The sequence below is a fragment of the Bacillus sp. N6 genome, assembly GCF_052805735.1.
On the sequence record NZ_CM127843.1, the window covers coordinates 3236918 to 3260196 of the forward strand.

Annotated in this window: 29 protein-coding genes; 11 read left to right on the forward strand and 18 right to left on the reverse strand. The window is 33.9% G+C overall.

From position 1 onward, the window contains the following. Positions 1-3 precede the first annotated feature (3 nt). The 4 genes from ACUXVC_RS16645 to ybaK form a co-directional block, all read right to left on the reverse strand. Entirely contained in the window at positions 4-1128 is a 1125-nt protein-coding gene (locus ACUXVC_RS16645) for a helix-turn-helix domain-containing protein (RefSeq protein ID WP_213744355.1), read from the reverse strand. A 354-nt stretch (positions 1129-1482) separates the two neighbouring features. Further along, positions 1483-1992: a DUF6141 family protein gene (locus ACUXVC_RS16650; RefSeq protein WP_000813121.1), complete on the reverse strand. Its 510-nt coding sequence runs from the start codon at positions 1990-1992 to the stop codon at positions 1483-1485. 25 nt (positions 1993-2017) lie between these two features. Continuing rightward, positions 2018-2200, reverse strand: coding sequence for a hypothetical protein (locus tag ACUXVC_RS16655; RefSeq protein ID WP_000875160.1), 183 nt, complete (start codon positions 2198-2200; stop codon positions 2018-2020). A gap of 269 nt (positions 2201-2469) precedes the next feature. After that, positions 2470-2946, reverse strand: a complete 477-nt coding sequence (gene ybaK, locus ACUXVC_RS16660) for a Cys-tRNA(Pro) deacylase (RefSeq protein ID WP_000710852.1) — start codon at positions 2944-2946, stop codon at positions 2470-2472. 341 nt (positions 2947-3287) lie between these two features. Between ybaK and ACUXVC_RS16665 the strand changes: the two genes are divergently transcribed. The 3 genes from ACUXVC_RS16665 (at position 3288) to ACUXVC_RS16675 (ending at position 5861) form a co-directional block, all read left to right on the forward strand. Beyond that, positions 3288-4565, forward strand: coding sequence for a histidine--tRNA ligase (locus ACUXVC_RS16665; RefSeq protein WP_446025771.1), 1278 nt, complete (start codon positions 3288-3290; stop codon positions 4563-4565). A 162-nt stretch (positions 4566-4727) separates the two neighbouring features. Next, positions 4728-5039 carry a hypothetical protein gene (locus ACUXVC_RS16670; RefSeq protein WP_000860701.1) on the forward strand — a complete coding sequence of 104 codons (312 nt, stop codon included), beginning with the start codon at positions 4728-4730 and terminating at the stop codon, positions 5037-5039. Between the two features lie 222 nt (positions 5040-5261). Then, on the forward strand, positions 5262-5861 hold the full coding sequence (locus ACUXVC_RS16675) for a hypothetical protein (RefSeq protein WP_254488143.1): 600 nt from the start codon (positions 5262-5264) through the stop codon (positions 5859-5861). 90 nt (positions 5862-5951) lie between these two features. On the opposite strand, the gene ACUXVC_RS16680 is transcribed toward ACUXVC_RS16675, so the two are convergent. After that, complete coding sequence (locus tag ACUXVC_RS16680; protein WP_071731050.1) at positions 5952-6332, reverse strand: winged helix-turn-helix transcriptional regulator; 381 nt, start codon at positions 6330-6332, stop codon at positions 5952-5954. Between the two features lie 129 nt (positions 6333-6461). Between ACUXVC_RS16680 and ACUXVC_RS16685 the strand changes: the two genes are divergently transcribed. Together ACUXVC_RS16685 and ACUXVC_RS16690 are read left to right on the forward strand one after the other, a co-directional pair. After that, positions 6462-7145, forward strand: a complete 684-nt coding sequence (locus ACUXVC_RS16685) for an NAD(P)H-dependent oxidoreductase (protein WP_000185712.1) — start codon at positions 6462-6464, stop codon at positions 7143-7145. Between the two features lie 154 nt (positions 7146-7299). After that, the gene (locus ACUXVC_RS16690) at positions 7300-7581 is read left to right on the forward strand and encodes a DUF1292 domain-containing protein (RefSeq protein ID WP_025118598.1); all 282 of its coding nucleotides are present in this window, start codon (positions 7300-7302) and stop codon (positions 7579-7581) included. A gap of 40 nt (positions 7582-7621) precedes the next feature. On the opposite strand, the gene ACUXVC_RS16695 is transcribed toward ACUXVC_RS16690, so the two are convergent. Then, positions 7622-8680: a pyruvate kinase gene (locus ACUXVC_RS16695; RefSeq protein WP_446025772.1), complete on the reverse strand. Its 1059-nt coding sequence runs from the start codon at positions 8678-8680 to the stop codon at positions 7622-7624. Positions 8681-8962: 282 nt separating this feature from the next. Here ACUXVC_RS16695 and ACUXVC_RS16700 point away from each other — a divergent pair, with 282 nt between their 5' ends. Next, positions 8963-9439 carry a XoxI protein gene (locus ACUXVC_RS16700; protein ID WP_069355958.1) on the forward strand — a complete coding sequence of 159 codons (477 nt, stop codon included), beginning with the start codon at positions 8963-8965 and terminating at the stop codon, positions 9437-9439. A gap of 71 nt (positions 9440-9510) precedes the next feature. Next, on the forward strand, positions 9511-10449 hold the full coding sequence (locus tag ACUXVC_RS16705; RefSeq protein WP_446025773.1) for a hypothetical protein: 939 nt from the start codon (positions 9511-9513) through the stop codon (positions 10447-10449). Positions 10450-10510: 61 nt separating this feature from the next. On the opposite strand, the gene ACUXVC_RS16710 is transcribed toward ACUXVC_RS16705, so the two are convergent. From ACUXVC_RS16710 to ACUXVC_RS16730, 5 genes are all read right to left on the reverse strand, one after another. After that, positions 10511-11221, reverse strand: a complete 711-nt coding sequence (locus ACUXVC_RS16710) for a hypothetical protein (RefSeq protein ID WP_095690491.1) — start codon at positions 11219-11221, stop codon at positions 10511-10513. A gap of 338 nt (positions 11222-11559) precedes the next feature. Then, positions 11560-12318, reverse strand: coding sequence for an SDR family oxidoreductase (locus ACUXVC_RS16715; protein ID WP_446025774.1), 759 nt, complete (start codon positions 12316-12318; stop codon positions 11560-11562). A gap of 57 nt (positions 12319-12375) precedes the next feature. Then, positions 12376-14034, reverse strand: coding sequence for a putative ABC transporter permease subunit (locus ACUXVC_RS16720; protein ID WP_095690490.1), 1659 nt, complete (start codon positions 14032-14034; stop codon positions 12376-12378). After that, positions 14027-14752, reverse strand: coding sequence for an ABC transporter ATP-binding protein (locus ACUXVC_RS16725; RefSeq protein ID WP_095690489.1), 726 nt, complete (start codon positions 14750-14752; stop codon positions 14027-14029). Before ACUXVC_RS16725 ends, ACUXVC_RS16720 begins: the two co-directional genes overlap by 8 nt. 88 nt (positions 14753-14840) lie before the next feature. Next, entirely contained in the window at positions 14841-15035 is a 195-nt protein-coding gene (locus ACUXVC_RS16730) for a hypothetical protein (protein ID WP_000958863.1), read from the reverse strand. A gap of 179 nt (positions 15036-15214) precedes the next feature. On the opposite strand from ACUXVC_RS16730, the gene ACUXVC_RS16735 reads away from it, so the two are divergent. Together ACUXVC_RS16735 and ACUXVC_RS16740 are read left to right on the forward strand one after the other, a co-directional pair. Beyond that, positions 15215-15574, forward strand: a complete 360-nt coding sequence (locus ACUXVC_RS16735; protein WP_000859208.1) for a DUF3796 domain-containing protein — start codon at positions 15215-15217, stop codon at positions 15572-15574. Further along, positions 15562-15762, forward strand: a complete 201-nt coding sequence (locus ACUXVC_RS16740) for a helix-turn-helix transcriptional regulator (RefSeq protein ID WP_000896323.1) — start codon at positions 15562-15564, stop codon at positions 15760-15762. Before ACUXVC_RS16735 ends, ACUXVC_RS16740 begins: the two co-directional genes overlap by 13 nt. 79 nt (positions 15763-15841) lie before the next feature. On the opposite strand, the gene ACUXVC_RS16745 is transcribed toward ACUXVC_RS16740, so the two are convergent. From ACUXVC_RS16745 to ACUXVC_RS16760, 4 genes are all read right to left on the reverse strand, one after another. Further along, positions 15842-16807 (reverse strand): tubby C-terminal domain-like protein, encoded by a 966-nt coding sequence (locus ACUXVC_RS16745; RefSeq protein WP_446025775.1) that lies wholly within the window; start codon positions 16805-16807, stop codon positions 15842-15844. Positions 16808-17136: 329 nt separating this feature from the next. After that, positions 17137-17847: a YjjG family noncanonical pyrimidine nucleotidase gene (locus ACUXVC_RS16750; RefSeq protein WP_095690487.1), complete on the reverse strand. Its 711-nt coding sequence runs from the start codon at positions 17845-17847 to the stop codon at positions 17137-17139. Positions 17848-17934: 87 nt separating this feature from the next. Further along, a complete protein-coding gene (locus ACUXVC_RS16755) occupies positions 17935-18957 on the reverse strand; it encodes a tyrosine-protein phosphatase (RefSeq protein ID WP_098125989.1) in 1023 nt (340 codons plus the stop codon). Positions 18958-19124: 167 nt separating this feature from the next. Beyond that, positions 19125-19847 (reverse strand): GNAT family N-acetyltransferase, encoded by a 723-nt coding sequence (locus ACUXVC_RS16760; protein ID WP_098125988.1) that lies wholly within the window; start codon positions 19845-19847, stop codon positions 19125-19127. Between the two features lie 123 nt (positions 19848-19970). Here ACUXVC_RS16760 and ACUXVC_RS16765 point away from each other — a divergent pair, with 123 nt between their 5' ends. Both ACUXVC_RS16765 and ACUXVC_RS16770 read left to right on the forward strand, forming a co-directional pair. Then, positions 19971-20810: a DUF2785 domain-containing protein gene (locus ACUXVC_RS16765; RefSeq protein ID WP_000355450.1), complete on the forward strand. Its 840-nt coding sequence runs from the start codon at positions 19971-19973 to the stop codon at positions 20808-20810. Between the two features lie 17 nt (positions 20811-20827). Then, positions 20828-21283 carry an NUDIX hydrolase gene (locus ACUXVC_RS16770; RefSeq protein ID WP_063220409.1) on the forward strand — a complete coding sequence of 152 codons (456 nt, stop codon included), beginning with the start codon at positions 20828-20830 and terminating at the stop codon, positions 21281-21283. 86 nt (positions 21284-21369) lie between these two features. Here ACUXVC_RS16770 and ACUXVC_RS16775 read toward each other — a convergent pair whose 3' ends face one another. The 3 genes from ACUXVC_RS16775 to ACUXVC_RS16785 form a co-directional block, all read right to left on the reverse strand. Next, positions 21370-21624 carry a YbeF family protein gene (locus tag ACUXVC_RS16775; RefSeq protein WP_095691543.1) on the reverse strand — a complete coding sequence of 85 codons (255 nt, stop codon included), beginning with the start codon at positions 21622-21624 and terminating at the stop codon, positions 21370-21372. A gap of 97 nt (positions 21625-21721) precedes the next feature. After that, positions 21722-22102, reverse strand: coding sequence for a VOC family protein (locus ACUXVC_RS16780; protein ID WP_000687573.1), 381 nt, complete (start codon positions 22100-22102; stop codon positions 21722-21724). A gap of 61 nt (positions 22103-22163) precedes the next feature. Beyond that, complete coding sequence (locus ACUXVC_RS16785; protein WP_000003038.1) at positions 22164-23192, reverse strand: ROK family transcriptional regulator; 1029 nt, start codon at positions 23190-23192, stop codon at positions 22164-22166. Positions 23193-23279 lie beyond the last annotated feature (87 nt).

Below are 23279 nucleotides of genomic sequence, written 5' to 3' on the forward strand. Positions count from 1 at the left end.
CTTCTATTCCGTTATATCTAATTTGAATTTCAAACTCGCTATTATATTTTTGTACTCTCTTACATCTTTCATCGGAACGAAAACCGGGTTCTCTGCAATGCTTTGTAGCATGCTTCGCTTTATAATCTCTTCATTTCTAACTGTTTTAGCACCAAGTGGAAATTCTGCAAACCATCCATCAATCGCATCAAAATAGGAATCGCCGTGTAAATGCAGGCTATTTACTGTGAAGCTATTCGTACAAACCGCTGCATATTTCCGTAGCATTTCTAATGAACCTTCAAAATTCCCTTGCATGCAATATACTTGTGCAGCAGCATAGTATACTTTTAAAGTCATATTGGGATGTAACGTTTCTAATTCATATATATCTATTAACATAAAAGCTCTATTTAAAATTACCTCTACTTTTTCAGCGCTTGAAGCATTTACTACTACATAATTCGGTATTGTCCCAACGAGTTGTATTAAATGTTGATACATACTAATTTGCATCACTTCATTTGCCTTCTCAGCATTTCCAAGCATTTGATACGCCTGTGCGATTAGATCTTCCTCTGGAAAGTTAGGACGTATCGTTTCGCCAAGTAATTGAAGCACCTCATTTGGTCTATTGAGTATAAGATAGCAAGTTGCTTGAAACGATGCCGCCTCTTTCACAAGAGAAACATCGTCACTTTCTTCCTGCACTCTGCTAAAGAGATTCATTGCCTCTTCTAAAATTTCAATTCCTCTATCCGTGTCCTCTGTTAACATGTGATGATTAATAAAAAGTATTCCTATTTGAATTAATAACGGAAAACAAGAATAATATTTTTTGATTATTCCCCTGCACTCCATCATTACTTCATCAAACGGTTCTTCACTAAAAGCTTCGGCTAGTCGATGATATAAATTTTTAATATCTTCCTGCTCCATTTGTGGTGTATAACTAATTAGTTCATCAATACTTATGTTAAAGTACGATGCTAATAGTGGTAAAAATGTAATATCCGGATAACTCTGCCCCGTCTCCCATTTGGAAACAGATGCCTTCGTAATACCGATATACGCCGCTAACTCTTCCTGCGTAATTCCCTTTTCTTTTCTCTTATTCGCAATGATTTTATGAATATGAATCTCTCTCACTGTATCACCTCATACTTTTATTATATGTTTTATATTTCACACAAAATATGGATTTAAATTCGACTTTCATTTACAAAATCAACTGTTAGGAAACATCTGTCTAAAATCAAAGGCAGGAACATATTTGATATGTTCCTGCCTTTTTAATGTCGGTACCGATACATAGCCATCTAGCTAAGATTTTGAAGTGCTTCAAAATCAAACATTTCATCTCATCACAGTTTTCTATGGGAATCCAGTGAACAACTTATTTACATAATTTTCGATATTGGAAGTAAATTTAAGTTGTTTTTAAAGTAGGTATACCTAGTAGAAATTGTTGAATTGTGCCCGTTTGTTAAAGTTTAATTTTCATTATACTTTTTGTACTGAGTCCAGTGCTTTTTTTAATTCATCTGATTTTTGAGTGCCGATTACTACTGTGTTATATTGCAACTTTAACTCTATACCTTTATTTCCATTCATGTTATAGGCCTTTTCATTCTTAAGGTTAAAACGAATTCCCCATCCTCCAAATCGTTTTATTGGACTGTAAGTAATGCATTCATAATGGTGTATATCTTTGAAAAGGTACTGCTTATATTGAAAATGAAAAGGAACAAAGCGGACATAAAGACCTTTTTCACGGACCTCAATGATCAGTTTCAATACTCCAAGCATTAATACAGGAAAGGCAATCCCGAACAACAACCACATAACAATTAAGACACCATTAGAAGCTGGTTTATCTCCAAACGGGATATCAAGAATAATTTGTTGAATAAATCCATACCACATCAGCATGGAGATCCCTAATATGAGTATCCATACCCAAATTGGGGATCGCTGAACCTCACGAAAGATTACTTGTTCTTGTTGTTTCATTAATGATTATAACCTCCTAAAAGGTTTATTTTTTCTCACTCATTTTAAGCCGTTTTGCACTTCCAAAAAATGCGCTCCCAATTATGAATATAACGGAAGAAAGATACATTGTTATCCCTGAGTATTTATTATCAAAAATTGTGAAATTAAGTAAATTAATGAACATCATCAATATAAGTGCTATGTACAATCCATTAATATATTTCATTTATCCCCCCCTTTACTTTTTTGAAAACCCCTATGTGATAAATAGTGGTTTCTAAAGGTATTATTCAGAATGCCCTTTTCCCTATTTTACCATTTTATAGAGTTGATATGTTGTTTGTTTTCGGTTGAATATTGTATACACACTCGGTTAACATAACGTCTCATGATCAGTAGCAAGAAAAAAGGATAATCCGTCCTCATAATGGACTAATTATCCTATAAATCTTTATCTAAATTTAATAAAACAAGAACTTCTTTTCCTATGTATATTTACTTCGTTACCTCTCCAAACTGCGCTCTCGTCACTTTCGCCAAGTCATCTACTTTAAGCTCAATTTGTATACCAATTTTCCCGCCACTTACTATCATCGTTTCAAGTGATTGGGCACTTTCATCAATACATGTAGAAAATAACTTCTTCATTCCGACTGGTGAACAACCACCACGAATATATCCTGACACTTTCGTAATATCTTTCACAGCAATCATTTCAATCTTCTTTTCACTTACTGCTTTTGCGGCAGCTTTTAAATTTAGTTCCTCATCTACCGGAATAATAAACACATGATAATTTTTACTATTCCCTTGAGCGATTAACGTTTTATATACTTCTCTCACTTCTCGTCCAATTTTCTCGGCTACTGATACGCCATCAATTTTCCCATCGTCTGGATCATATGACATCATCGAATATTCAATTTTTTCTTTGTCTAATATTCGCATCGCATTTGTTTTATCTTTTTTCATAACGTTCTCCTTAAAAGGTTATTTCATATTATTAAGTTTTATTATACACCCTTTTCCATTTCTCCTACATAACTTCACGTATATTTCAAAACTAAAAATATTGATAATTCAAAAATCATCTGATATAATTTGGAAAAACTTATGTTAAGGAGAGATTTGTAATGCGAAATTTTAATACTTCTTTCCAACTTCATCATCATACGTAACGCCGTGTATCCGAAGAAAAATTTTTCTTCGTGGGTACAGGGCTTTTCCTGTTGACCCACGAAGCGTTCATAAAGCTATGTGGGTATTTTTATACCCGCATAGCTTTTTTTAATTTTAAAATAGGAGTGATTACAATGGAAATGAAAAATGTAAAAGGCACAAAAGACTATTTACCAGAGGAGCAAGTGCTGCGAAATAAAATTAAAAGGGCTTGTGAAGATACGTTTGAACGATACGGATGCAAACCGTTAGAGACACCAACGTTAAATATGTATGAGCTTATGTCTTACAAGTACGGCGGTGGCGATGAAATATTAAAAGAAATATATACGCTAAAGGATCAAGGAAAACGCGACCTTGCCTTACGATACGATTTAACCATTCCATTCGCAAAAGTCGTGGCGATGAATCCGAATATTCGCCTCCCTTTTAAACGTTATGAAATTGGGAAAGTATTTCGAGATGGGCCAATTAAACAAGGGAGATTCCGTGAATTTATACAATGCGACGTTGATATAGTCGGTGTAGAATCCGTCATGGCAGAAGCTGATCTTATGAGCATGGCGTTTGAACTATTCCGAACGTTAAACTTAGAAGTAACGATTCAATATAATAACCGAAAATTATTAAACGGTATTCTCGAGTCCATTAACATCCCTACTGAACTAACGAGTGACGTCATTTTATCATTAGACAAAATCGAAAAGATTGGGATTGATGGTGTACGAAAAGATGTATTAGAGCGCGGAATTTCTGAAGAAATGGCTGATACAATATGTAATACTGTATTATCTTGTCTAAAGCTTACAATTGCTGACTTTAAAGAATCTTTCAATAACCAACTCGTTGCCGATGGCGTAAACGAATTACAACAATTACAGCAATATTTAATCGCTCTCGGAATAAATGAAAATACGATATTCAATCCGTTTTTAGCAAGAGGACTCACAATGTATACAGGGACTGTATATGAAATCTTCCTAAAAGATGGCTCAATTACATCTAGCATAGGTAGTGGCGGCCGTTACGATAACATTATCGGAGCATTCCGTGGTGATAATATGAACTATCCAACAGTCGGTATTTCATTCGGTTTAGACGTTATTTATACAGCACTATCGCAGAAAGAAACAATCTCATCTACAGCGGATCTATTTATCATCCCACTCGGGACAGAATTACAATGCTTACAAATTGCCCAGCAATTACGTTCTACCACTTCCTTAAAAGTTGAACTTGAACTAGCAGGACGCAAATTAAAACGTGCCCTTAATTATGCCAATAAAGAGAATATCCCTTATGTGCTTATCATTGGTGAAGACGAACTTAGTACAGAAACCGTTATGCTGCGAAATATGAAGGAAGGTAGTGAGGTGAAGGTCTCCCTTTCTTCTTTAAGTAGTTATTTATAATACGAACCACCCTCGTTTGGGTGGTTTTTCTATTTTATAGAACAAGAAACAATTAGTTAACATAAAAAGATTATATTCAACTAAAAACCACAAGTATTTAATATCCAATCACCTATTATTTTTGGTAATATATAGATATGGATTATTTTAGGAGGGTTCACTTTGAAAACTTACATACAAGCACTAAAGTGGATCACAGGAATCTATCATCTTTTATTAATTCCTTGTTATTATTTATTTCCAAGTCTTGTTAACCTAGATGGATTACCTTTACTACTATTGATTGCTTTACATATCACTACTATTTTATTAGCTAAAAAAGCAGGGATGAATACGTACGCTCATTATATAGGTATTATCGTTACTCTAGTTGCCTTCTTTCCTTATATAGAAATCCTTCTACATATTATAGCGGCCATTTTTCTTTTATTAGATGCTGTTTCTATGAATGCAAAAGAAGTGTATGATTCATAGATGGATAAAATGAAACTTTAATCCATAGAGTTTTGAGATAGGTCGGCAAAAAGGATTTACTTTTTAAGTAAACCTTTTTTTCATTTTTAATTACTTTCCTTACTCAAGACTAATAAAAGAATATTCTGTTTAATTTTTATAAATTTCTAAATATTTATAATACATTCGAATTAACATACATTTTAGTTATGTAAAAAATCTAAGTTTTAAGGAGATGAATCCATGCTTAAAAAGTTGGTAGCAGGTGCATTATTAACTGTTTCGTCGTTAACTGGAGGAATGGGATTAGTATCAGCTAGTACCGAAAAAGATTATACGATTTCCTCTTTCGAATATGTAACTGTAGATGAAAAGAATGTTGATTCATTTAACAAATTGAGTGCTCCATTAAAGGAAGACGTAAAAATAACGTTAGTTCTACCGAAACAAAATCAAAATGGTGACTGGTTATCTTATGGATTTTCGAGCAAAGAAAGTTTAGAGGCTTTTATTGAAAAAGATAAACAAAGGTTGAATAATTCAATCACTCCCCTTGGTGTTGGAGGAAGCGGACCTGGTAGTACAGACTTCTATAAACGCACAAATCAAGGTAGCGAGTATTTTTCTGTAAGTAGCGGTTATAAAAACTTGTCTGCTAGTTGGCAAAATCAAATTGTTTCTGTACGTACAGCATCCCCTACCGCTAGCTATTCAACAACACTATGGGAACGTACTTCAACTGAAGGATATGGAAAAGGTGTTGTTTTTAAACATGCTGATTGGTATGGTCAAATTGCAAACTTAAATAACTTTCCAACTTCAGCAGTTGAAGTTAAAAAGTAAAAATATAGAAATAAAAGGTGTTTTCACGTATGGAAACACCTTTTATTTCTACAACTATTTCACATATCTCATCTATACCAATTTCAACTCTTAATTATTATCTTTCGTATTCCTACTCTCCAAAACCTTCTCCATATTATGAGTTGCCCACTCCATCATTAATAAAATCATTGGACGAAGAGATTCACCAAGCTCAGTTAATGAATATTCTACTTTTGGCGGCACTTCACGGTATACTTCGCGATGTATGATGCCATCTGCTTCAAGTTCTCTCAGCTGCAGTGTTAACATTCTTTGTGTGATATTTGGTTTTAATCTTTTTAATTCATTAAACCGCTTTGTACCATCTAATAAATGATACAAAATTACCCCTTTCCATTTCCCTCCAATCACCTCAACCATAGCTTCAACTGGACAAGAATATTTATTTAAAAATGGGTAATTTATATTATTTTCGTTTGGACAATCCATAATAAATCCCTTCCCTTATCAATAGTATCTTTTTTGATACTATACCACATAAATGTGCGTACTTGTATCTGTGTTACTTTAAAAATATAATTTACTTACAAAAATAAATTCATGAAAAGAGGAACTTTTATGACAAATACAAATGAAATTACAAAAGAAAAGATTATGGAGGCTTTTCATTTCAGACATGCATGTAAAGAATTCGATCCTATGCACAAAATTTCAGAAGAGGATTTTAAATTTATTTTAGAAACAGGCAGATTATCTCCTTCTTCTTTTGGATATGAGCCTTGGAAATTTATTGTCGTACAAAATAAAGAATTAAGAGAAAAACTACAACCGTATTCATGGGGCGCTGGTGGGCAACTTGCAACAGCTAGTCATTTTGTTATTGTTCTTTCAAGAAACATTAAAGATATGCATTATGATGCAGAGTATATTAAATATATGATGAACGATATTATTGGATTGCCTGAAGACACTCAAAAAATTAGATATGAATTCTTCAAAAAGTTCCAGGAAACAGATTTTAACTTATTACAATCCGATCGTGCTGTATTTGATTGGGCATCCAAGCAATCTTATATCGCTTTAGGTAATATGATGACGAGCGCAGCTCAAATCGGTATTGATTCTTGTCCAATAGAAGGATTTGATAAAGAGGAAGTAGATTCTTTACTTCGTCAAGAAGGCATTATACAAGGCGATAATCTTGAAGTATCAGTTATGGTTGCCTTTGGTTACCGTAAAGAAGAGCCAAAGCGTGATAAAACAAGACAGACTATGGATACAATTGTTGAATGGATTAAGTAATATAGCACAGACAAATAATGCTCCTAATAGCTGTATACTCATACTAAAGAAGAATGAATTGTTTTCTTACGTATGAATTTGGTTTTTCATGGAAAGATATGTTAGTATGTATACAGTTTGAGTGCTCTATTTTTTAGAGTCGAACAGGAGGAGAATGAATATGTCTGATATTGAAGTTGGCGAAGTGTTTACTCTTAGTGATGAGAATAACGAAGAGCAAGAAGTAGAAGTACTTGGAGCGATGGATGTCGAAGGTGCAGAATATATTGCAGTTGCCTTTGTTGAAGATATCCAAACAGAAACTGAGGAAGACATTGATATTTTCTTTTTAAAAGTAGAAGAAGATAATGAGTTTTCATACATTGAAAATGATGAAGAGTTTGATAAAGTATCTGCTGCTTTTGATAAGATTTTAGATGAACAAGAACAAGAGTAAACACGAGGGGGGATGCATATCCACCCTCTTTTTTTATTCATCACTCATTCAGTGATTTATGCAGTAACTCCAGTACATCTTTCATCGCAAAAGGTCCATCTTTTTTAACATGCTCTGCAAATTCTGAAACGAGACGTAATGTTCTCACACTTTCGATTGGATGTTCTCCTGATGCACTTTCAGCTGAAAGCATAACTGCATTCGTCCCGTCCAGTACAGCTTGAAACACATCAGTCGCCTCTGCTCTTGTTGGAATAGAATGATCTACCATAGATTGAAGCATTTGTGTTGCTGTAATGACATATGTATTCGTTCGATTACATTCCTGAATCATCATTTTCTGTAAAAGCGGAATGCATTGATACGGTAACTCTACTCCTAAATCACCCCTTGCAATCATAATTCCATCTGCTTCTTTACATATATCTTGAAAATTCTCGATTGCTTCCATCGTTTCTATTTTTGCAATTACATTAGGTGACGTTTCTTTATACTGTTGTATAAAATCTCGTATTTCTTTTATATGACTAGGTTTTCTTACGAAAGAACACGCGATAAAATCAACATTCTCTTCTAAAAGAAACTGAATATCTTTTTTATCTTTCTCTGTAATAGCTGGTAAACGAACAGCCGCATCTGGTAAATTAACTCCTTTATGAGATGAGATATTGCCACCTGTTTTTACCTTCGTTTCTATTTTATCCGTACTTATCTTTTCAACAATTAATTCAACTTCTCCATCATTAATTAAAATTCTACTGCCTACTTTCACATCATTCGCAATTCCTTCATAATCAACGCTTGCTTCTGTATTACTCCCTGTAACTGGTTGTGTATGTAAAATAAAAGAATCTCCTGCCTGAAGTGTAATTTGCTCTCCCTTCACTTCACCTAATCTTATTTTAGGACCTTGTACATCACCCAAAAATTTAATAGAGTCATCTAATGATTTCACTAAACGAATGATGTCTTTATGACTTTCATGCGTGCCATGCGATAAATTCAGTCGAACAATTTTCATACCATTCTTTATTAACTGTGCTAACGTTTCTTTATTATTACTTGCGGGTCCAATTGTACAAATTCGATCGATTGTCATTTTTGTCACCATCCTTTTTTTAATAAGTTTCCCATATGAACTTAAAAATAACAGAGATTCTGACATGAATAGATTTAAATTTACATGAATTTCATAAAATTAAACCTGTATCCCTTGCTGGCTAAGCATTAGAAGATATATTCGCTTTTTTGCAAATGAAGACATGTTGAATCGAAAGTAAAAGAAAAGTTAAGTATGGAATAAACCATTGAGAGTTTCGAAATTTTCATATATTGTATGAATTGAGTTCGAACTCAAAAATTTAAAAAGGTGGGAAAATTAGTGAATATGAAAAAATCTTTATCGGTGACAACTTTAGGGTTAGCGGTTTTAGGTTTTGGTATTACTAATAACGCAAGTGCTTCAGAGGTCGATACTGTAGACAAGCAGCCCGTTTTAGTTGACTTTGATACAATTCAATCAACAAAAACATCTAGTGTTCCTAGTTTGACTGTTGCAGCTGCACCTAAGAATGACTCTAACATTAGCGTATATACTCCCTTTTTTGGTAACCCATATGCAGTTGCGAAATCGAAATCAACTACGACCGAAGACTATGTTTATGCAAAAGCAAGAACTTTCAATGGCGATGGCTCATTAGTAAATACGAAAAGTAATAGTGCAAAAAAATCATCCTTTGTAAGTGCTACAGCGACCAACACAAGCATTTATTATGGAGATGATTACGCTATCGGTAATCATACCTATAAATTAAGTGGTTATAATGATGTGAATCACGAAACAAAAGCCTTCTGGTAAGAAAGAGAAAAAAGATATGCATCTTGCATATCTTTTTTCTCTAATACTTTACATATATTGAGGTGCTATTTATGAAACAAATATATATTATTATCGGTGTTTTACTCATTTCATTACTTACAATTTATATTTTGTTCAATACTTCAATCATACAACCTCATCCACCTTCTAAAGAAAATAAGAGAGAGCAACAAACCAATACTATTTCTTACGGATTGAAGGATAATCAAGGCCAACATATTAACAACGGTAGCACAATTACTAGTGAGGATAATAAAATTAATGTATCATTATCATTCGTACATACTATTAACGAAAACCGAAAATATGGATTGATTGTTCTAGAAGATTACGAACAAAAACCTTTTAAAATAGAAGATACTACTAATGAAATATCACACTATTTTTTTGATATGAAGCCCAACAGTTCAATGACTACGAAAATCTCTTTACACACTTCTCCTAATGCAAGTGAATTAACCTTTTTAATAATTAAAAAACCTGAATACAAATTAAAAGATAATAACTTAAATAAAGCAGCCATTTTAGAAGATATTCTAAGTATGCGATACTCAATGCATCCTCCTCAGAAAGAAAGCGAAAAAATAAAACTCTCCCATATAGATCCAGATGCTATTTTAAAAGATGGTCTTTACGAACCATTATTTGTTACGAACCGTGAAGAGAACTTACAAACTGTCTTCTTTGAAAAGGAAGGCAAGCAATTAACCTTATCAAACGGTAATGAAACGAATGATGAAATGACTTACGCAATCGTGGCTTTTAAAGATTGGAAACAAGTTGAAATATTTAACAATAGAAAAGTCGTTTATACTAAAGTTGCACCTGAAACGAGGCAAATCTTTAATTTCATATTGCCTTCAGTGGATCAGGAAAGTAATTTTCAACTCGTCGCTTTTCCATTTCCTTTTAAAGTTAGCGAAGAAGATTATGTCAGTCAACAAGCATTCAGTTCTTTTCGCATCGTAATTGAAAATGAAAATAAATAAGTTATACTATGCACAGTATAACAACCAAAAAAGGCCTACTCACACGAGTAGGCTTTTGAAACTACGAAAGTTTCGTCAATAACTGATTTAAATCTTTTTTCGTTTTCGTCGTTAAAGATTTCATTTTATTAATATCGATTTTTTCTTTCTCCGCTCCTACAATTAACGGATACATACTTTGACCGATTGTTTTAGAATCTGTCGGATGTGATGCCTCTAGCTCTTTTTCAATTACATCCCACTTTTCATTAATTTGTTTGCCAAGCTTATTCACTGTTTCCAATTTCGGATTAGCAGCTAACTGCTTGTCCAAGCTATCAATTAATGCTACAACTTCTTTAACATTCGTTTTCACAGCAACACTTTTCTTCGGATCTTTCGTTGTCTTTCCATTATTGTTTGTACTTGTGCTTGTATCTGTTGTTTTCCCGCTAGTCGTTTGATCATTCGTTTTTCCTGTCGTCTCTTTTTCTTTTGTTTTTACATTCTCGTTTTGAGTTGACGTTTTGCCATTACTTTCTGTTCCTGATGATTCTTTCGTATTTTTTGCATCCTTATCTGTTTTTTCATTTGAAGAAGTATTTGTTTCTTTTTCAGTATCTTTCGTTGTTTTTGACGCTTCATCTGCACTTGTCGTTTTTGCTTCTCCATCATTTTGCGCAGTTACTTGCTCTTTCTTTTCCGTTTCTTTATCTGCTGAAGGACTACAAGCTGCCATAGTAAGCATTGTACCAATTGTTATCGATGCGATAGCGACCTTTTTCATTTTCATATAAATCCCCCTATGTTTTACATAATTTATCCTCCCCTTTACGATTCGATTCCCCCTTAAAAAATCCCTTTTCATACGAATTATCATCTTTCCGACAGTAATCTTCATAATAATACGTACAAAAACTGATAAACTCATTTTAATATTCGAGTTTCTTCTACTTCATTTTTCTACTTGCAAGTAAAAGAAAAAGAGTATATTGTCACATTAAGAATTACTATCTTCATATGACGATATACTCTTCTATCAAATTTTTATCTTTCTTGACATTTTATTTATACAAAAAAATAAAATTTTCTTTCGTTTTTTGTTTCTCAACATTTGTTAACATAATATTTTTATGAATAACCACCATTCGAGTGAATGACTTGCCCAGTAACCCATTTCGCTTCTTCACTTACTAAAAAAGAAATTAAGCGCGCAGCATCCACCGGTTCTCCTACTTTACCTTGCGGGAACTTCCATACTAAATGACGCTTCAGCTCCTCTGTAATCCATCCTGTATTCGTCGGTCCTGGATCTACAGCATTCACTGTAATCCCCTTCTCCATCGCAACTGGTGCTACTGACTTTGTAAATGCTTCAATTGCCCCTTTCGTTGCTGCATATGCTAGTTCATCTGGCATTGGACCTACTGACTGTCCTGAAGTAAGATTAATAATACTCCCGCCCGTTTTAAGTGAATAATGTTTTATAAACAATGAACTTAATAGCATAGTAGCCCGAACATTAACTGTATAATGTTTATCCAACTGCTCTACATCTAATTCCTCAATTCTCGTATGAGTAGAATATACTGCATTATTAACTAGAATAGATGGATCACCTAACCGTTCTGATACCATATAAAACAAACGATTTGGCGAATAAGACTGCGATAAATTGATTTCTGCCATTTCACATCGAACATCGTAACTTTCAATTTCCTTTTTCAGCAAAAAGGGTTCTTGATCACTCATTCCCCATGGCATCGCTTTATCATACTTTGGCCAGTACGTGAAAAAAATGTCTATCCCCTTTTGAGCAAGCACCTTGCATACAGCTGCACCAATTCCATTCAGACGAGTTGCCCCTGTTACAATTGCTATTTTCTTCACCTTTTTCTCCTCCATCTATACACAGATCCCCTGCATGAATACAGAGGATCTATCTTCTTATTGAATATTTGACAGTATACGTTCAGCACCTAATTTTAACATTTTAATAAAGATATAATTTACAATCGTAAACATTACAAATAAAACGATAAACATAACCCACAGTCCGACATGAAGGAAGAAGTATAATACACTTACTCCCCCCACAATAATTAAAGCTATTAAAATATTAGCTAAAAAATTCCATAAAGTTGTATATCGACTTTTAAATAATTTCTGCTCTGTATCCCAATGAATATCTGCAGTTTGTGCGTCCCAGCGTGTTCCGATTAAATTAATTAACAGTAACCCATTCGCACTTAGTAAAAACCACAGTATCATGAAGACTGGAGAAATCCCAGCTACAACTGCCATCGTAATACCGAATACTGCTAAAATGATTACATTAATTAACCAAGCAGTGATTGCTTTCGCAAAAAAGATATCCGAAGCCTTTACTGGTAAATAACGATTCACAAACCAAGAGCTTCCATCTCGCGAAAATGACGTTGTTGCAATGACGTTACTACCCATTAAAAATAACGATGCACAAAGACCAACACCAATTGCAAATCCTGTTGTCTCTGGATTGTTAATATACTCTGTAATAAACTTTAAGTTTCCATCTTGCACAAATAAAATAAAGAACAACATAATTGGCATAACGAAAGTTTGTACAATGCAATTTAAGAAAAATTGTGGTGTACGGAATAACGTTTTAAATTCTTTTTTCACATACGCTTTTAAATGCGAACTTTGTACTGTTGATTTCTGTAAACCTTCCGCCGAAATAACTTGTTTCTTTGCTGTACTCGTTGAAAGTCCAATAACCCCTTTTAAATATGTACGCTCTGCTATGTAATAAAACAACACAAAGAAGACAAATGAAATAACTGCAAAGATTATTACATATAAAGGTCCCTTCCAATTTGCATTTTCTACTAATGCCACTGCTCCAAAATATGTAGTTGGAAAATAATTTGTCATTTGTACTAAAAGAGAAGATTGATTATTTACAAGGTATTCCGCAGCCCCATCTCCAGAAAACGCACTTTTATTTCTCCACTGCATAAATACGTTAATTCCTACAATAAATAATATACTTACGATTCCAATAAATATATTTCCTCGATCTTTATTTTTCGCTATATTTGTATACCTCATAATAATTGTCATCAGTAACGAAGCTAATACTAACGGCACGATTGGGAAGAGTAAGTAAATAAAAATCATATATATGTAATATGTAATAAATGCGCCACTTTTTAAACCGTACGTAATGAAGATTGGTAATAAAATAAATGAACTCATTACGTATTGTGTAATTAATACCGTTAAAAATTTTGCCGAAATAATTTGCGCTGGTTTTAATGGTAACGGCAGTAACATTTCAATATCATTGCTGTAGTAAAATACAGTTAAAATGTTCGTTATACTCATTAAAAATACCCATATACTCGCAATCGCAAGTCCCATTGCAATAATCATTCCCGGCCCTTGCCCTAATTGTTTCAGACCTTCATACATTCCGTGCGTCATCGAACCAAATATTAAAAATCCAACAAATAAAATAGCTGCAAATGAAAATAAATACGCCCATCGCTTCTTCTTATCTGCTATAAAATCTGCGTAATTTAACTTTAATAGTACCTTCGTTAACGTCCAAATTTTACTCATTGCCCGTCATCTCCAAGAACATTTTTTCAAGTGATTCATTGGATTTAAAATGATCTCTCATTTCATCTAAATTTCCTTTAAACTGCAAATTCCCCTTATTAATAATAGCAACCCGGTCACATATTTTTTCCGCTACTTCTAATACGTGTGTAGAGAAAAATACAATCTTTCCTTTATCCGCATGTTCTCTCATCATTTCTTTTAAAATATATGCAGATTTCGGATCAAGCCCTGTTAACGGTTCATCTAAAATCCATACATCTGGCTCATGCACGAGCACACCAATAATAACGATTTTTTGTCTCATACCGTGCGAATAACTTTGAATTTGATCAGATAATGCATTATAAAGATCAAACTTCTTCGCTAAAGACTCTATTCGTTCTTGTCTTACTTCTTTCGGCACTTCATACATATCAGCCATAAAGTTTAAATATTCAATTCCTTTTAAACGTAAAAACATATCTGGGCTATCCGGCACATAACCAAACGTCTTCTTCGCTTCCATCGGCTCTTCCATAATATTTTTTCCGTTAATCGTAATAGTCCCTTTGTCCACCCCGTGAATGCCAGTAATCATCTTAATTGTCGTGGATTTACCCGCACCATTCGGTCCTAAAAATCCAAAGATTTCGCCGCTAGGTACAGATAAACTTAAATCTTTTACTGCATAGGTAGACCCATTATAACTTTTTGACACATTCTTAATTTCAATCATTCCATCCAATCCTTTCCTTAATTACCAAATAACTATATTGATATTATAGCATACTTCTATTTTAAGATTTTTACATTTTTCAGTTTATTTAACCTTTAAAATAAATATACACCCCTAATCCAACAACTAAAACGACAGCTAGTATAATATAAATCATTGTTAATCGTTTAATATTCCCCTTTGTCGCTTTGCTATAATTTGCATCACCATTCCGCCCAATTAACACCGTCGCAATGACAGTAATCACTACAAGTAATACAACGATCATGATCCAAGTTAGCATTTCTTCCTCCCCCTCCTTACAATCATTTTACAATATTATCCTCTTTATTTCGCAGCATATTTCCTCTTTTTACTATTATTATGAAGCAAACTGGAAAACTATTATTACCATTCCTATCCAATTGTGATATATTTGTAACATAACGTGACTTATTTCTAACAACGTAAGGAGGACCTATCATGAAAACAACTTGGATAAAATATTTAGGATTTCTCGGTTTCTTCGGTTTCCTCGGATTTTTTTATGAAAAAGGATTGTTTACTATGTTCTGTTTCTTCTCCTTTTTCACATCGTATAGAACAGTTCAACACGATGAACTGTTTGAACAAATTGTCAATAAATCGTGTCGCAATGCATTTATCGTTACATTACTAACTACCGCTATCATTATATTTATTGAAATGTTATTTCCAAACCCGGCGCTACAAGAAATTGATATCGCTCTTATTTTCGGCACACTCATTCTTACGTTCGGTTTTTCTATGTTCTTTTATGATAAACCTGTTGATGAAATGGAAGATGCACCATGGCGTTCGTAACGAGGATAAAAGAATACCGCGCCAAATTGAACATGACACAAGAAGATTTAGCAAAGAGCGTTGGTGTGCGACGTGAAACAATTAGTCATCTCGAAAAAGGTAAATACAATCCTTCCTTACAACTTGCTCACGATATAGCGAAGGCACTACATAGTACGATTGATGAGATTTTTATTTTCGAGGATTAATTAAAGGCGTCTAGTCACAAGAATCACATAAAAAAATACCGTCATTCTTTCCAAGAAGAATGACGGTATTTCTCATTGATTATCCATATAAAACCGCATGAAATACGCCTAATAGTAAGTATTGATCCTGCATGTAATCATCATCATATACATTCATCTCAATGTAATACATATCTTCCTCAAGACGAATATTCCAATCTGCAATTACATAGCCCTTTCGTAATAACTTTCCCATTCCAAATGAAGTTTTATGAACAACATATTCTTCTGCCTTATATGTAAAGGTAAATAAGAAATTTGCATCCAATAACTTTCCGTCACATACAAGTATTTCATGCTCTGCATCATTATTATCGATGTACGTTACTAAAATCTTTCTTTGGCGCTGCCTACTTACATCCTTTGCAATGACGCGAATATTGCCCTTACTATCCTTTATTTCATAAATGATATTACTACCAATTTTCGGAATGAAGTCCAGCACTCTCATCAACGTATTTTTATAATAACCCCGTACTACGCCTACTTGCTCACTTCCATTATAAAACTCTATCGGCGTCGTATCTGCTTTGCTATCACACGGTCGTTTGTAAGAGAGCTGCATCATTCGCTCTCCTCTTAAGTACTGATCAAACGTCACAAGATATTCTATCACGCGCAGTTCCTTATTTAACTCATATAAATAGCGTTGAACGCTCTCTATTAATGTTGTAGTAGCTATACGCTCTTGAAGTTCAAATTCTTGCCAGCTGGAAAAAACATTCCATTGATTATGATCCTCTTCATAGAAGAAACCAAGAATTACCTCTTCACGGTCAGCCGTTTCATATTTCATAGGCACGTTCTGCCCATGTTGCACTTGTTCCATCCACTGTCCTAAATAAATCCCCAGCTCTGCAACCTTCATACATGATTTTTGAAAAAATACGCTGTCACTCGCGCAAATCGTTACATCTCCTTCGATAAAGCCCTTTGAATAAGCATCATACCGTGGCTCATCCTTCTGCGGGAGATTCTTGTCTAACTCAAATAAAAACTTTAACATTCTTTATTCACCTCTAGTTGTTACACTAATCATACATGACATCGCATCACGCTAGGAAACTATTTATATACGCATATTTAATTCACGCATTATAACACGTGAATGACCTTGTATAGTAGCTCTATTTTTTTGTTCTATATCTTAGTATATGAATTTATATGAGCGATTTTTCAAATATATCTATCGCAACTTACAATATATCAACGATTTTTCAAATATATCTATCACAACTTACAATATATCAACGATTTTTTCAATATATCTATCACAACTTACAATATATCAACGATTTTTTCAATATATCGATTTTTCGACAAATATCAGCATGATTAAAATGAAGCTACCTTTTCTTCCGCCACTTCTACAATTTCTAAAATTTGTAGCAGACTCTCCACTTCATAAGTCGGGTTAACATCTGTCCCGTTTTCTTTCAAACTCGGATTATACCAACACGTATCAATGCCGTAATCTTCTCCGCCTTTCATATCAGAAGTTAACGAATCTCCAACCATTAGTACGCTTGATTTATCAGTAATCCCAAACTTCTCAAGCGCATAATCAAAAATCTCACGTGCTGGTTTTTGATGACCAACTTCTTCAGAAATAATAATGTGATCAAAGAAATTACATAAAGGCGAATTTCCGATTCTTGATTGTTGCACCTTCGTATATCCATTCGTAATAATACCTAACTTGCAATCTTGTAGATTTTCACATAATTGTACTGCGCCTTCTATAAGATGTACTTCCTTCCCTAAATTTTCAAGGTATACATCACTAAATTGCTGCGCATCTACGTCTATATTATGAATTGCAAATAATTGTCTAAATCGCTCTACGGCTAATTCACTTAGCGTAATCATTTTATTTTCTAAATCTCTCCATAATCCATTACTAATCTCTTTATAACTTGCAAGATAATCATTATACCCTGTAGACATACCAAACTGTACAAACGCATTATGTAATGCGTGTCTTTCCGTTTTTGGGAAATCTAATAATGTATCATCTACGTCGAATAATATAACTTTGTATTTCATGATGTTTTTCTCAACTCCTATATTCTCATAGCTTAATTATAACAACAATAAGAAAGGGAGGCTAATTAAAACCAGCCTCCCTTCTTTTTACTTTTCTTCCAGCAATAACACTTTCATTTCCTCTAACGACTCTTTCGTAAAGCCAAGGGCCCTTTCAGCGTATGCTTCAACTGATCCGTATTGCTTTTGAATTTCACCAATCGCAGCTTGCAAGTATTCAGCACGTGCTTCAAACATCGCACCTAATATCGCTCTACTCTCATCGTTTTGTAGTTTTGCACCTAAAAAGGCCATCATTTTCTCGTTTAACTTTTCACGGAAACCGTTACTTAATAAGTAATCTTCCATTACTGTTTTTTCCGGTACACCTAGTAAAAGTAATAATAATGCTGATCCAAATCCAGTACGGTCTTTTCCAGCTGTGCAGTGGTTTACTAATGGTAAGTTTTCCGGGTTTTGCGCTAAGTTTAAGAAGCTCACGAATGCCTCGTTACCACTTACGAAATCTTGATTCATTTTCACAAGATACTCACCTGGTTTTCCTAACATAGAAAGGTCACCAACTTGGAAAAACTCATTTATATTTAAGTCTTTCGCTAAGTCTTGCATAACTGGTAAGCACACTTGACGAGCACCTGTAATTTCTGGATTCGGCTTATGCTTCACTTCAAAGTCTGTACGGTAATCACAAATTAACTTTAAGCCAGACTTTTGTAAATACGCAATATCCCATTCTGTTAGTCCTGCTAATTCTTCAGAACGGTATAATTTGCCCCATTTCACTTTACGGCCTTCTGTCGTTTCATATCCTCCCATATCACGGAAGTTAAACGCGCCTTGTAATGGCAGTCTACGCTCAGCTACTGTTACTGCTTGTCCATTACTTCCTACTAATCTAAAATATGGACGTTCATTTTCACTCGGGTTTTCAATTGTATATGATAATTCTCCATTTACCGTTGCAAGTAATTCTCCAGTTTCTTCAACATGTTCTGGTGAAGTACTCCAATAAATACGAACTTCTTCTGTATTATTTTCCCATTTTATTTGTAACGTATTATCTTCATTTCTCTCTACAGTTGCTTGTAGCCAATTTCTTTGCTGCTCCATTCTTTCACCAACGCTTTCTCTTATAGTCAAATCTTACTCTATTGTATTATAGGAATAACTACTTTGTCGTTCTCATTTTTCTTTTTATCTTACAAACAGGCGAAAAGTTCTTTTACTTGTTCAAAATTTGTACACGGGTTCCCACTAGATGTGTCCCAGGGTATATCTTAAAACTCCCTCACATACCGCTCAGTACAACTCAGCAGCTGACATCCATTCTTTTCAAAAACATCCTTCATCCACTCATTTTGCATATTTGTCTCACCAATATAATAAGATGCACCTATTTCCTTTAAGACAAACATCGCACCTGCAAATAGTGCAGCTTCATATCCCTTGTTACGCATATTTGGAGTAACTGCGAAGTACATAAGTTTCCCTTCTTCTAACGTACCTCTTTCAATATGCGGGATAACAATTCCTATCGGCTCTTCATCGACACTCGCTGTTAAGCAATGTTCTTTCCATTGCTCACCAATTTCTTGTAGCATCATATGCACAAATTGATCATGAGCGACTGGTTCTCCCGTCGCTTCATTCCACAGTGAATAAAAAGCCTCTTCCCCTACTTCTTCAATTAACTTAAAATCAACTTCACTTTCTACATCTTCTACTTCGTATATATCTTTAAATACAATCATGTTTTCAGTAATATATTCAAATGCATACGTTTCAAAACATTTTTTATACACATCATAATTTGGACTTTTTGAAGAGATTTCAAAATGTAGTTTTTCTAATCCATCTTTTTCAGCTTCAGCAACGCAATATTGCAACATCTCTTCTAATTGCTCTTCTGTAAAAACCTCTGCATTATTTTCTTTTATCATAATAGAAGAAGCACTTCTTCTTATTTTAAAATGTTTTTCTAACTGTTCTATCGTCGTCATATTCTTCCCTCATCTATATCATACTCGAATTTCTAATCGTTCTCCTTGCATGAGCAGGATTGTCCTTGAATATATAGAATACTAGAAAAGATCGCATCTTTAAAGTGCGGAGGAGGTTCTCCATTGGATATTACAGCATTGCAACAACAGTTAGAGCTTATACAACAAAATGACTATACGCAACTGCAACATATAGACGTAAATGAGTTAACTTTGAACATGCTTCAGTATATCGGAACGACTGATAGCTACGTTCGTTACCAACTTATATATAAATGTTTTGCGCATTTCATTCATCATGAATTCCTTATGGACGATCAGCTGAAATTACTTCTGCAAACTTGTTTAAGTGATGAGTATTTATATTGTGACATTTACTCCCCACATACAGATGGGGTTTTCACACGTTCTTACACTGTTTCGTTAATTGCGTTAATACTCCAATTCGCTAATTCGCACTACTTTTGTACAGAGGAGGATATCGAAGAAATAAAAAATAAACTCATTACATACACAAACTTAGAAACGGATTTTCGGGGCTATATCGAAAATAAAGGATGGGCTCATTGTCTTGCTCACATATCTGATGCTTTTACCGAAATTGTTCATAATACGTATACGACCTTTGAGTGGTACGAAGAATTAATTCATTGTTTATTAAATAAAATCTTTATTCCATCTGACCTTTTTCATAATAACGAAGATGAACGCATTGTTACTCCATTACTAGCAATGCTGTATCATGATTTTCCTCAAAACGAGTTAATTTCTATTATTCATAAAAAAATAAAAAGGCTTCCTCAAATTAGAAAACGCCTTTCGCTTAATGAGTATTGTATTTTATGTGCCAACATTAAAACCTTTTTACGCACATTATTTTTCAGAACGAAAGATGATCATAACTTAGCCTTTACAGCACGTAAAACAGAAAGAATGTTAAAAGAACTTCCTAATTACTATTAAAAACAAGGAGTCAAAACATGGGTTATATTGAAGACATGAGAAATTTAGTAGGAAATCATCCACTTATTTTAATAGGTTCGCACGCCATTATAGTAAATGAAAAAGGTGAAGTATTACTGCAGCTCCGTACAGACTTTAACCGCTGGGGCATTATTGGCGGCGCTTTAGAATATAACGAAACATTAGAAGACGCTTTAAAGCGAGAAGTATATGAAGAAACTGGACTTATTATTAAAAATCCAGAACTATTCCGTACATACTCAGGGCCAGATTTCTTTCAAATCTATCCAAATGGCGATCAAGTACACGGTGTACTCGTTGTTTATATTTGCCGAGAATTTTATGGGGAGCTTGTATGTGATAAAACTGAGTCAAAAGAATTACGTTTCTTTCCGCTTGATGAGTTACCTAGTACTCTTCATCCAGTCATTGAGAAGATTCTTCGCGATTTTCATCACTCCAATAAAAAATAGAAATCAAACAACCTCATTTCCCGTCATTACAACGTGAAATGAGGTTGTTATCGTTCACCGTAAATCCCTATTTTCCCAAAATGATATTAACGCTCTCTTTTTACAACTTTATATCCCTTTATAAAAAGGATAGTTATATAAGAAACAATAAATGAAAGAATAGTATAAATGCCCACCCAAAAGAAAAATGCTGGATCGTGCACTGTAACATTTAACATAAGAAAAATAAGAAATGTTACTATTGGCATCACATAAAATGTACCTACTTTATATGCTCCAGCTATTGAAACAATACAAACAAGCAATGGATATATACAGAAAATAAAAATGATTTCACTCAACATTATGTCCCCCTTTCTGCAGAAATAATAGGTTTCTCGTACACATTTTGGGGAACAACAATATTTTATTTTTTATCAATTATTAGTAAATATAATGTTAGATTGTTATCTCAATCTGATTTCCTTCAGGATCACTTACTACACTTTCATAATAACCATCCCCTGTAGTACGCGGCCCGTTTAACACTGAGTATCCTGCTTCTCTTAAAGTATTAGTTAATTCGTTCACTTTTTCTTTACTATCTACTGAAAAAGCAATATGCGCATATCCTATTGTTTGTGTTTGTACTTTCTCGTCTATCCCTACCTGCTTCATAAGTTCTAGACGCGCACCGCCTTCAAAAGTTATGAAATAAGATTCAAACTGCTTTTTCGGATTGTGATATAAGCTATTTTCTTCACCACCGAAGTACTGTTTATAAAAATCACGCATTCTTTCTAAATCATTCACCCAAATTGCTACATGTTCAATTTTCATAATCGACACCTTTTCTTTTATGTTATTCAACTGGCAATTGGATGCTTCATTGCCAGTACATTTAATTTTCTTTATTTGTTCTCGTAATCATAAGATCAAGTCCAAGGCTTTTTAACCCATATAAATAATCTTCTTTCCAGTTGCTCACTGTTATTTTCGGAATATGTTCTGCCGGAATGTACTGCGGACAACTTTTTACAATCTGATCTATTACAATTTGGTTCACTTCATCATCACAGAAGATGAATCCATGAGGGTTAATAATAGCTATACATGTAGCTATTAAACGAGTAATAGCATCTATATTATATTCCTCTGGATTATTCGAATCTTCACTTCTCAAAGCTTGCAAGAAATTTTTATTATCGTACTGCGGGACGAAAGATATCTCTCCTGAGAAAAATGTGCTTCCGCGTACGACATCTCCATTTACCATAATCCCCGCACCTGGGCCATTTTGACCTGAATACAAATATACAAGAGAGGAATTTTCATTGTTTCCAGTATTTTTATGATAGCCGAGTACTGCAGCATTCATATCGTTTTCTATTACTACTGGTATAGAAAACAGTTCCTCCAAGTGACTTTTCAAATTAAAATTTTGGAACTTTTCATATCCAGGAATATAGAAAATACGCCCATTATCGACAGCACCAGGAACACCAATTGAGATTGAACTTATCTTTGGAAACGTAGCTATAAGACTTTCTATATGTTCTGTCAATACACTTAGACCCGTATCGATTAATGCACTTGAAGTACTGCCTTGTTCTTTTACTTCCCCTAAACAGTTAAAAATTGTATAGTTCGTCTCATTTTTTTCTAAAAATATCGCTAAACCTAACATATATTCTGGATTATATTCATATCGTTTTGCTCTTCTTCCACCACTTGAATCATCTAAACCGGCTAAAGTGACTTCACCGTCTTGTTTCATTTTTTCTATAAATTTACTTATCGTTGGAAAACTGATTTCTAATGTATTACTAAGTTCAACTTTCGTTGCACTACCTCGCTCTAGAAGAGCTGTACGAATGCCGCGAAGGATCGTCTCTTTAATCGATTTTTGAGTAACAAATTGTTCACTCAAATCGCTCACCACCTTAATCAACATACTTATTAAACACTTTTAATAAGTTGCGTTGACAATATATCATACATCATTTTCTAAAGCAAT

Coding starts and splice junctions, on each gene's coding strand:
- ACUXVC_RS16650 (WP_000813121.1), bottom strand. CDS start 1,992: ATGAAACAACAAGAACAAGTAATCTTTCGTGAGGTTCAGCGATCCCCA.
- ACUXVC_RS16655 (WP_000875160.1), bottom strand. CDS start 2,200: ATGAAATATATTAATGGATTGTACATAGCACTTATATTGATGATGTTC.
- ybaK (WP_000710852.1), bottom strand. CDS start 2,946: ATGAAAAAAGATAAAACAAATGCGATGCGAATATTAGACAAAGAAAAA.
- ACUXVC_RS16665 (WP_446025771.1), top strand. CDS start 3,288: ATGGAAATGAAAAATGTAAAAGGCACAAAAGACTATTTACCAGAGGAG.
- ACUXVC_RS16675 (WP_254488143.1), top strand. CDS start 5,262: ATGCTTAAAAAGTTGGTAGCAGGTGCATTATTAACTGTTTCGTCGTTA.
- ACUXVC_RS16680 (WP_071731050.1), bottom strand. CDS start 6,332: ATGGATTGTCCAAACGAAAATAATATAAATTACCCATTTTTAAATAAA.
- ACUXVC_RS16685 (WP_000185712.1), top strand. CDS start 6,462: ATGACAAATACAAATGAAATTACAAAAGAAAAGATTATGGAGGCTTTT.
- ACUXVC_RS16690 (WP_025118598.1), top strand. CDS start 7,300: ATGAATATGTCTGATATTGAAGTTGGCGAAGTGTTTACTCTTAGTGAT.
- ACUXVC_RS16695 (WP_446025772.1), bottom strand. CDS start 8,680: ATGACAATCGATCGAATTTGTACAATTGGACCCGCAAGTAATAATAAA.
- ACUXVC_RS16705 (WP_446025773.1), top strand. CDS start 9,511: ATGAAACAAATATATATTATTATCGGTGTTTTACTCATTTCATTACTT.
- ACUXVC_RS16710 (WP_095690491.1), bottom strand. CDS start 11,221: ATGAAAATGAAAAAGGTCGCTATCGCATCGATAACAATTGGTACAATG.
- ACUXVC_RS16720 (WP_095690490.1), bottom strand. CDS start 14,034: ATGAGTAAAATTTGGACGTTAACGAAGGTACTATTAAAGTTAAATTAC.
- ACUXVC_RS16725 (WP_095690489.1), bottom strand. CDS start 14,752: ATGATTGAAATTAAGAATGTGTCAAAAAGTTATAATGGGTCTACCTAT.
- ACUXVC_RS16730 (WP_000958863.1), bottom strand. CDS start 15,035: ATGCTAACTTGGATCATGATCGTTGTATTACTTGTAGTGATTACTGTC.
- ACUXVC_RS16735 (WP_000859208.1), top strand. CDS start 15,215: ATGAAAACAACTTGGATAAAATATTTAGGATTTCTCGGTTTCTTCGGT.
- ACUXVC_RS16740 (WP_000896323.1), top strand. CDS start 15,562: ATGGCGTTCGTAACGAGGATAAAAGAATACCGCGCCAAATTGAACATG.
- ACUXVC_RS16745 (WP_446025775.1), bottom strand. CDS start 16,807: ATGTTAAAGTTTTTATTTGAGTTAGACAAGAATCTCCCGCAGAAGGAT.
- ACUXVC_RS16750 (WP_095690487.1), bottom strand. CDS start 17,847: ATGAAATACAAAGTTATATTATTCGACGTAGATGATACATTATTAGAT.
- ACUXVC_RS16755 (WP_098125989.1), bottom strand. CDS start 18,957: ATGGAGCAGCAAAGAAATTGGCTACAAGCAACTGTAGAGAGAAATGAA.
- ACUXVC_RS16760 (WP_098125988.1), bottom strand. CDS start 19,847: ATGACGACGATAGAACAGTTAGAAAAACATTTTAAAATAAGAAGAAGT.
- ACUXVC_RS16770 (WP_063220409.1), top strand. CDS start 20,828: ATGGGTTATATTGAAGACATGAGAAATTTAGTAGGAAATCATCCACTT.
- ACUXVC_RS16780 (WP_000687573.1), bottom strand. CDS start 22,102: ATGAAAATTGAACATGTAGCAATTTGGGTGAATGATTTAGAAAGAATG.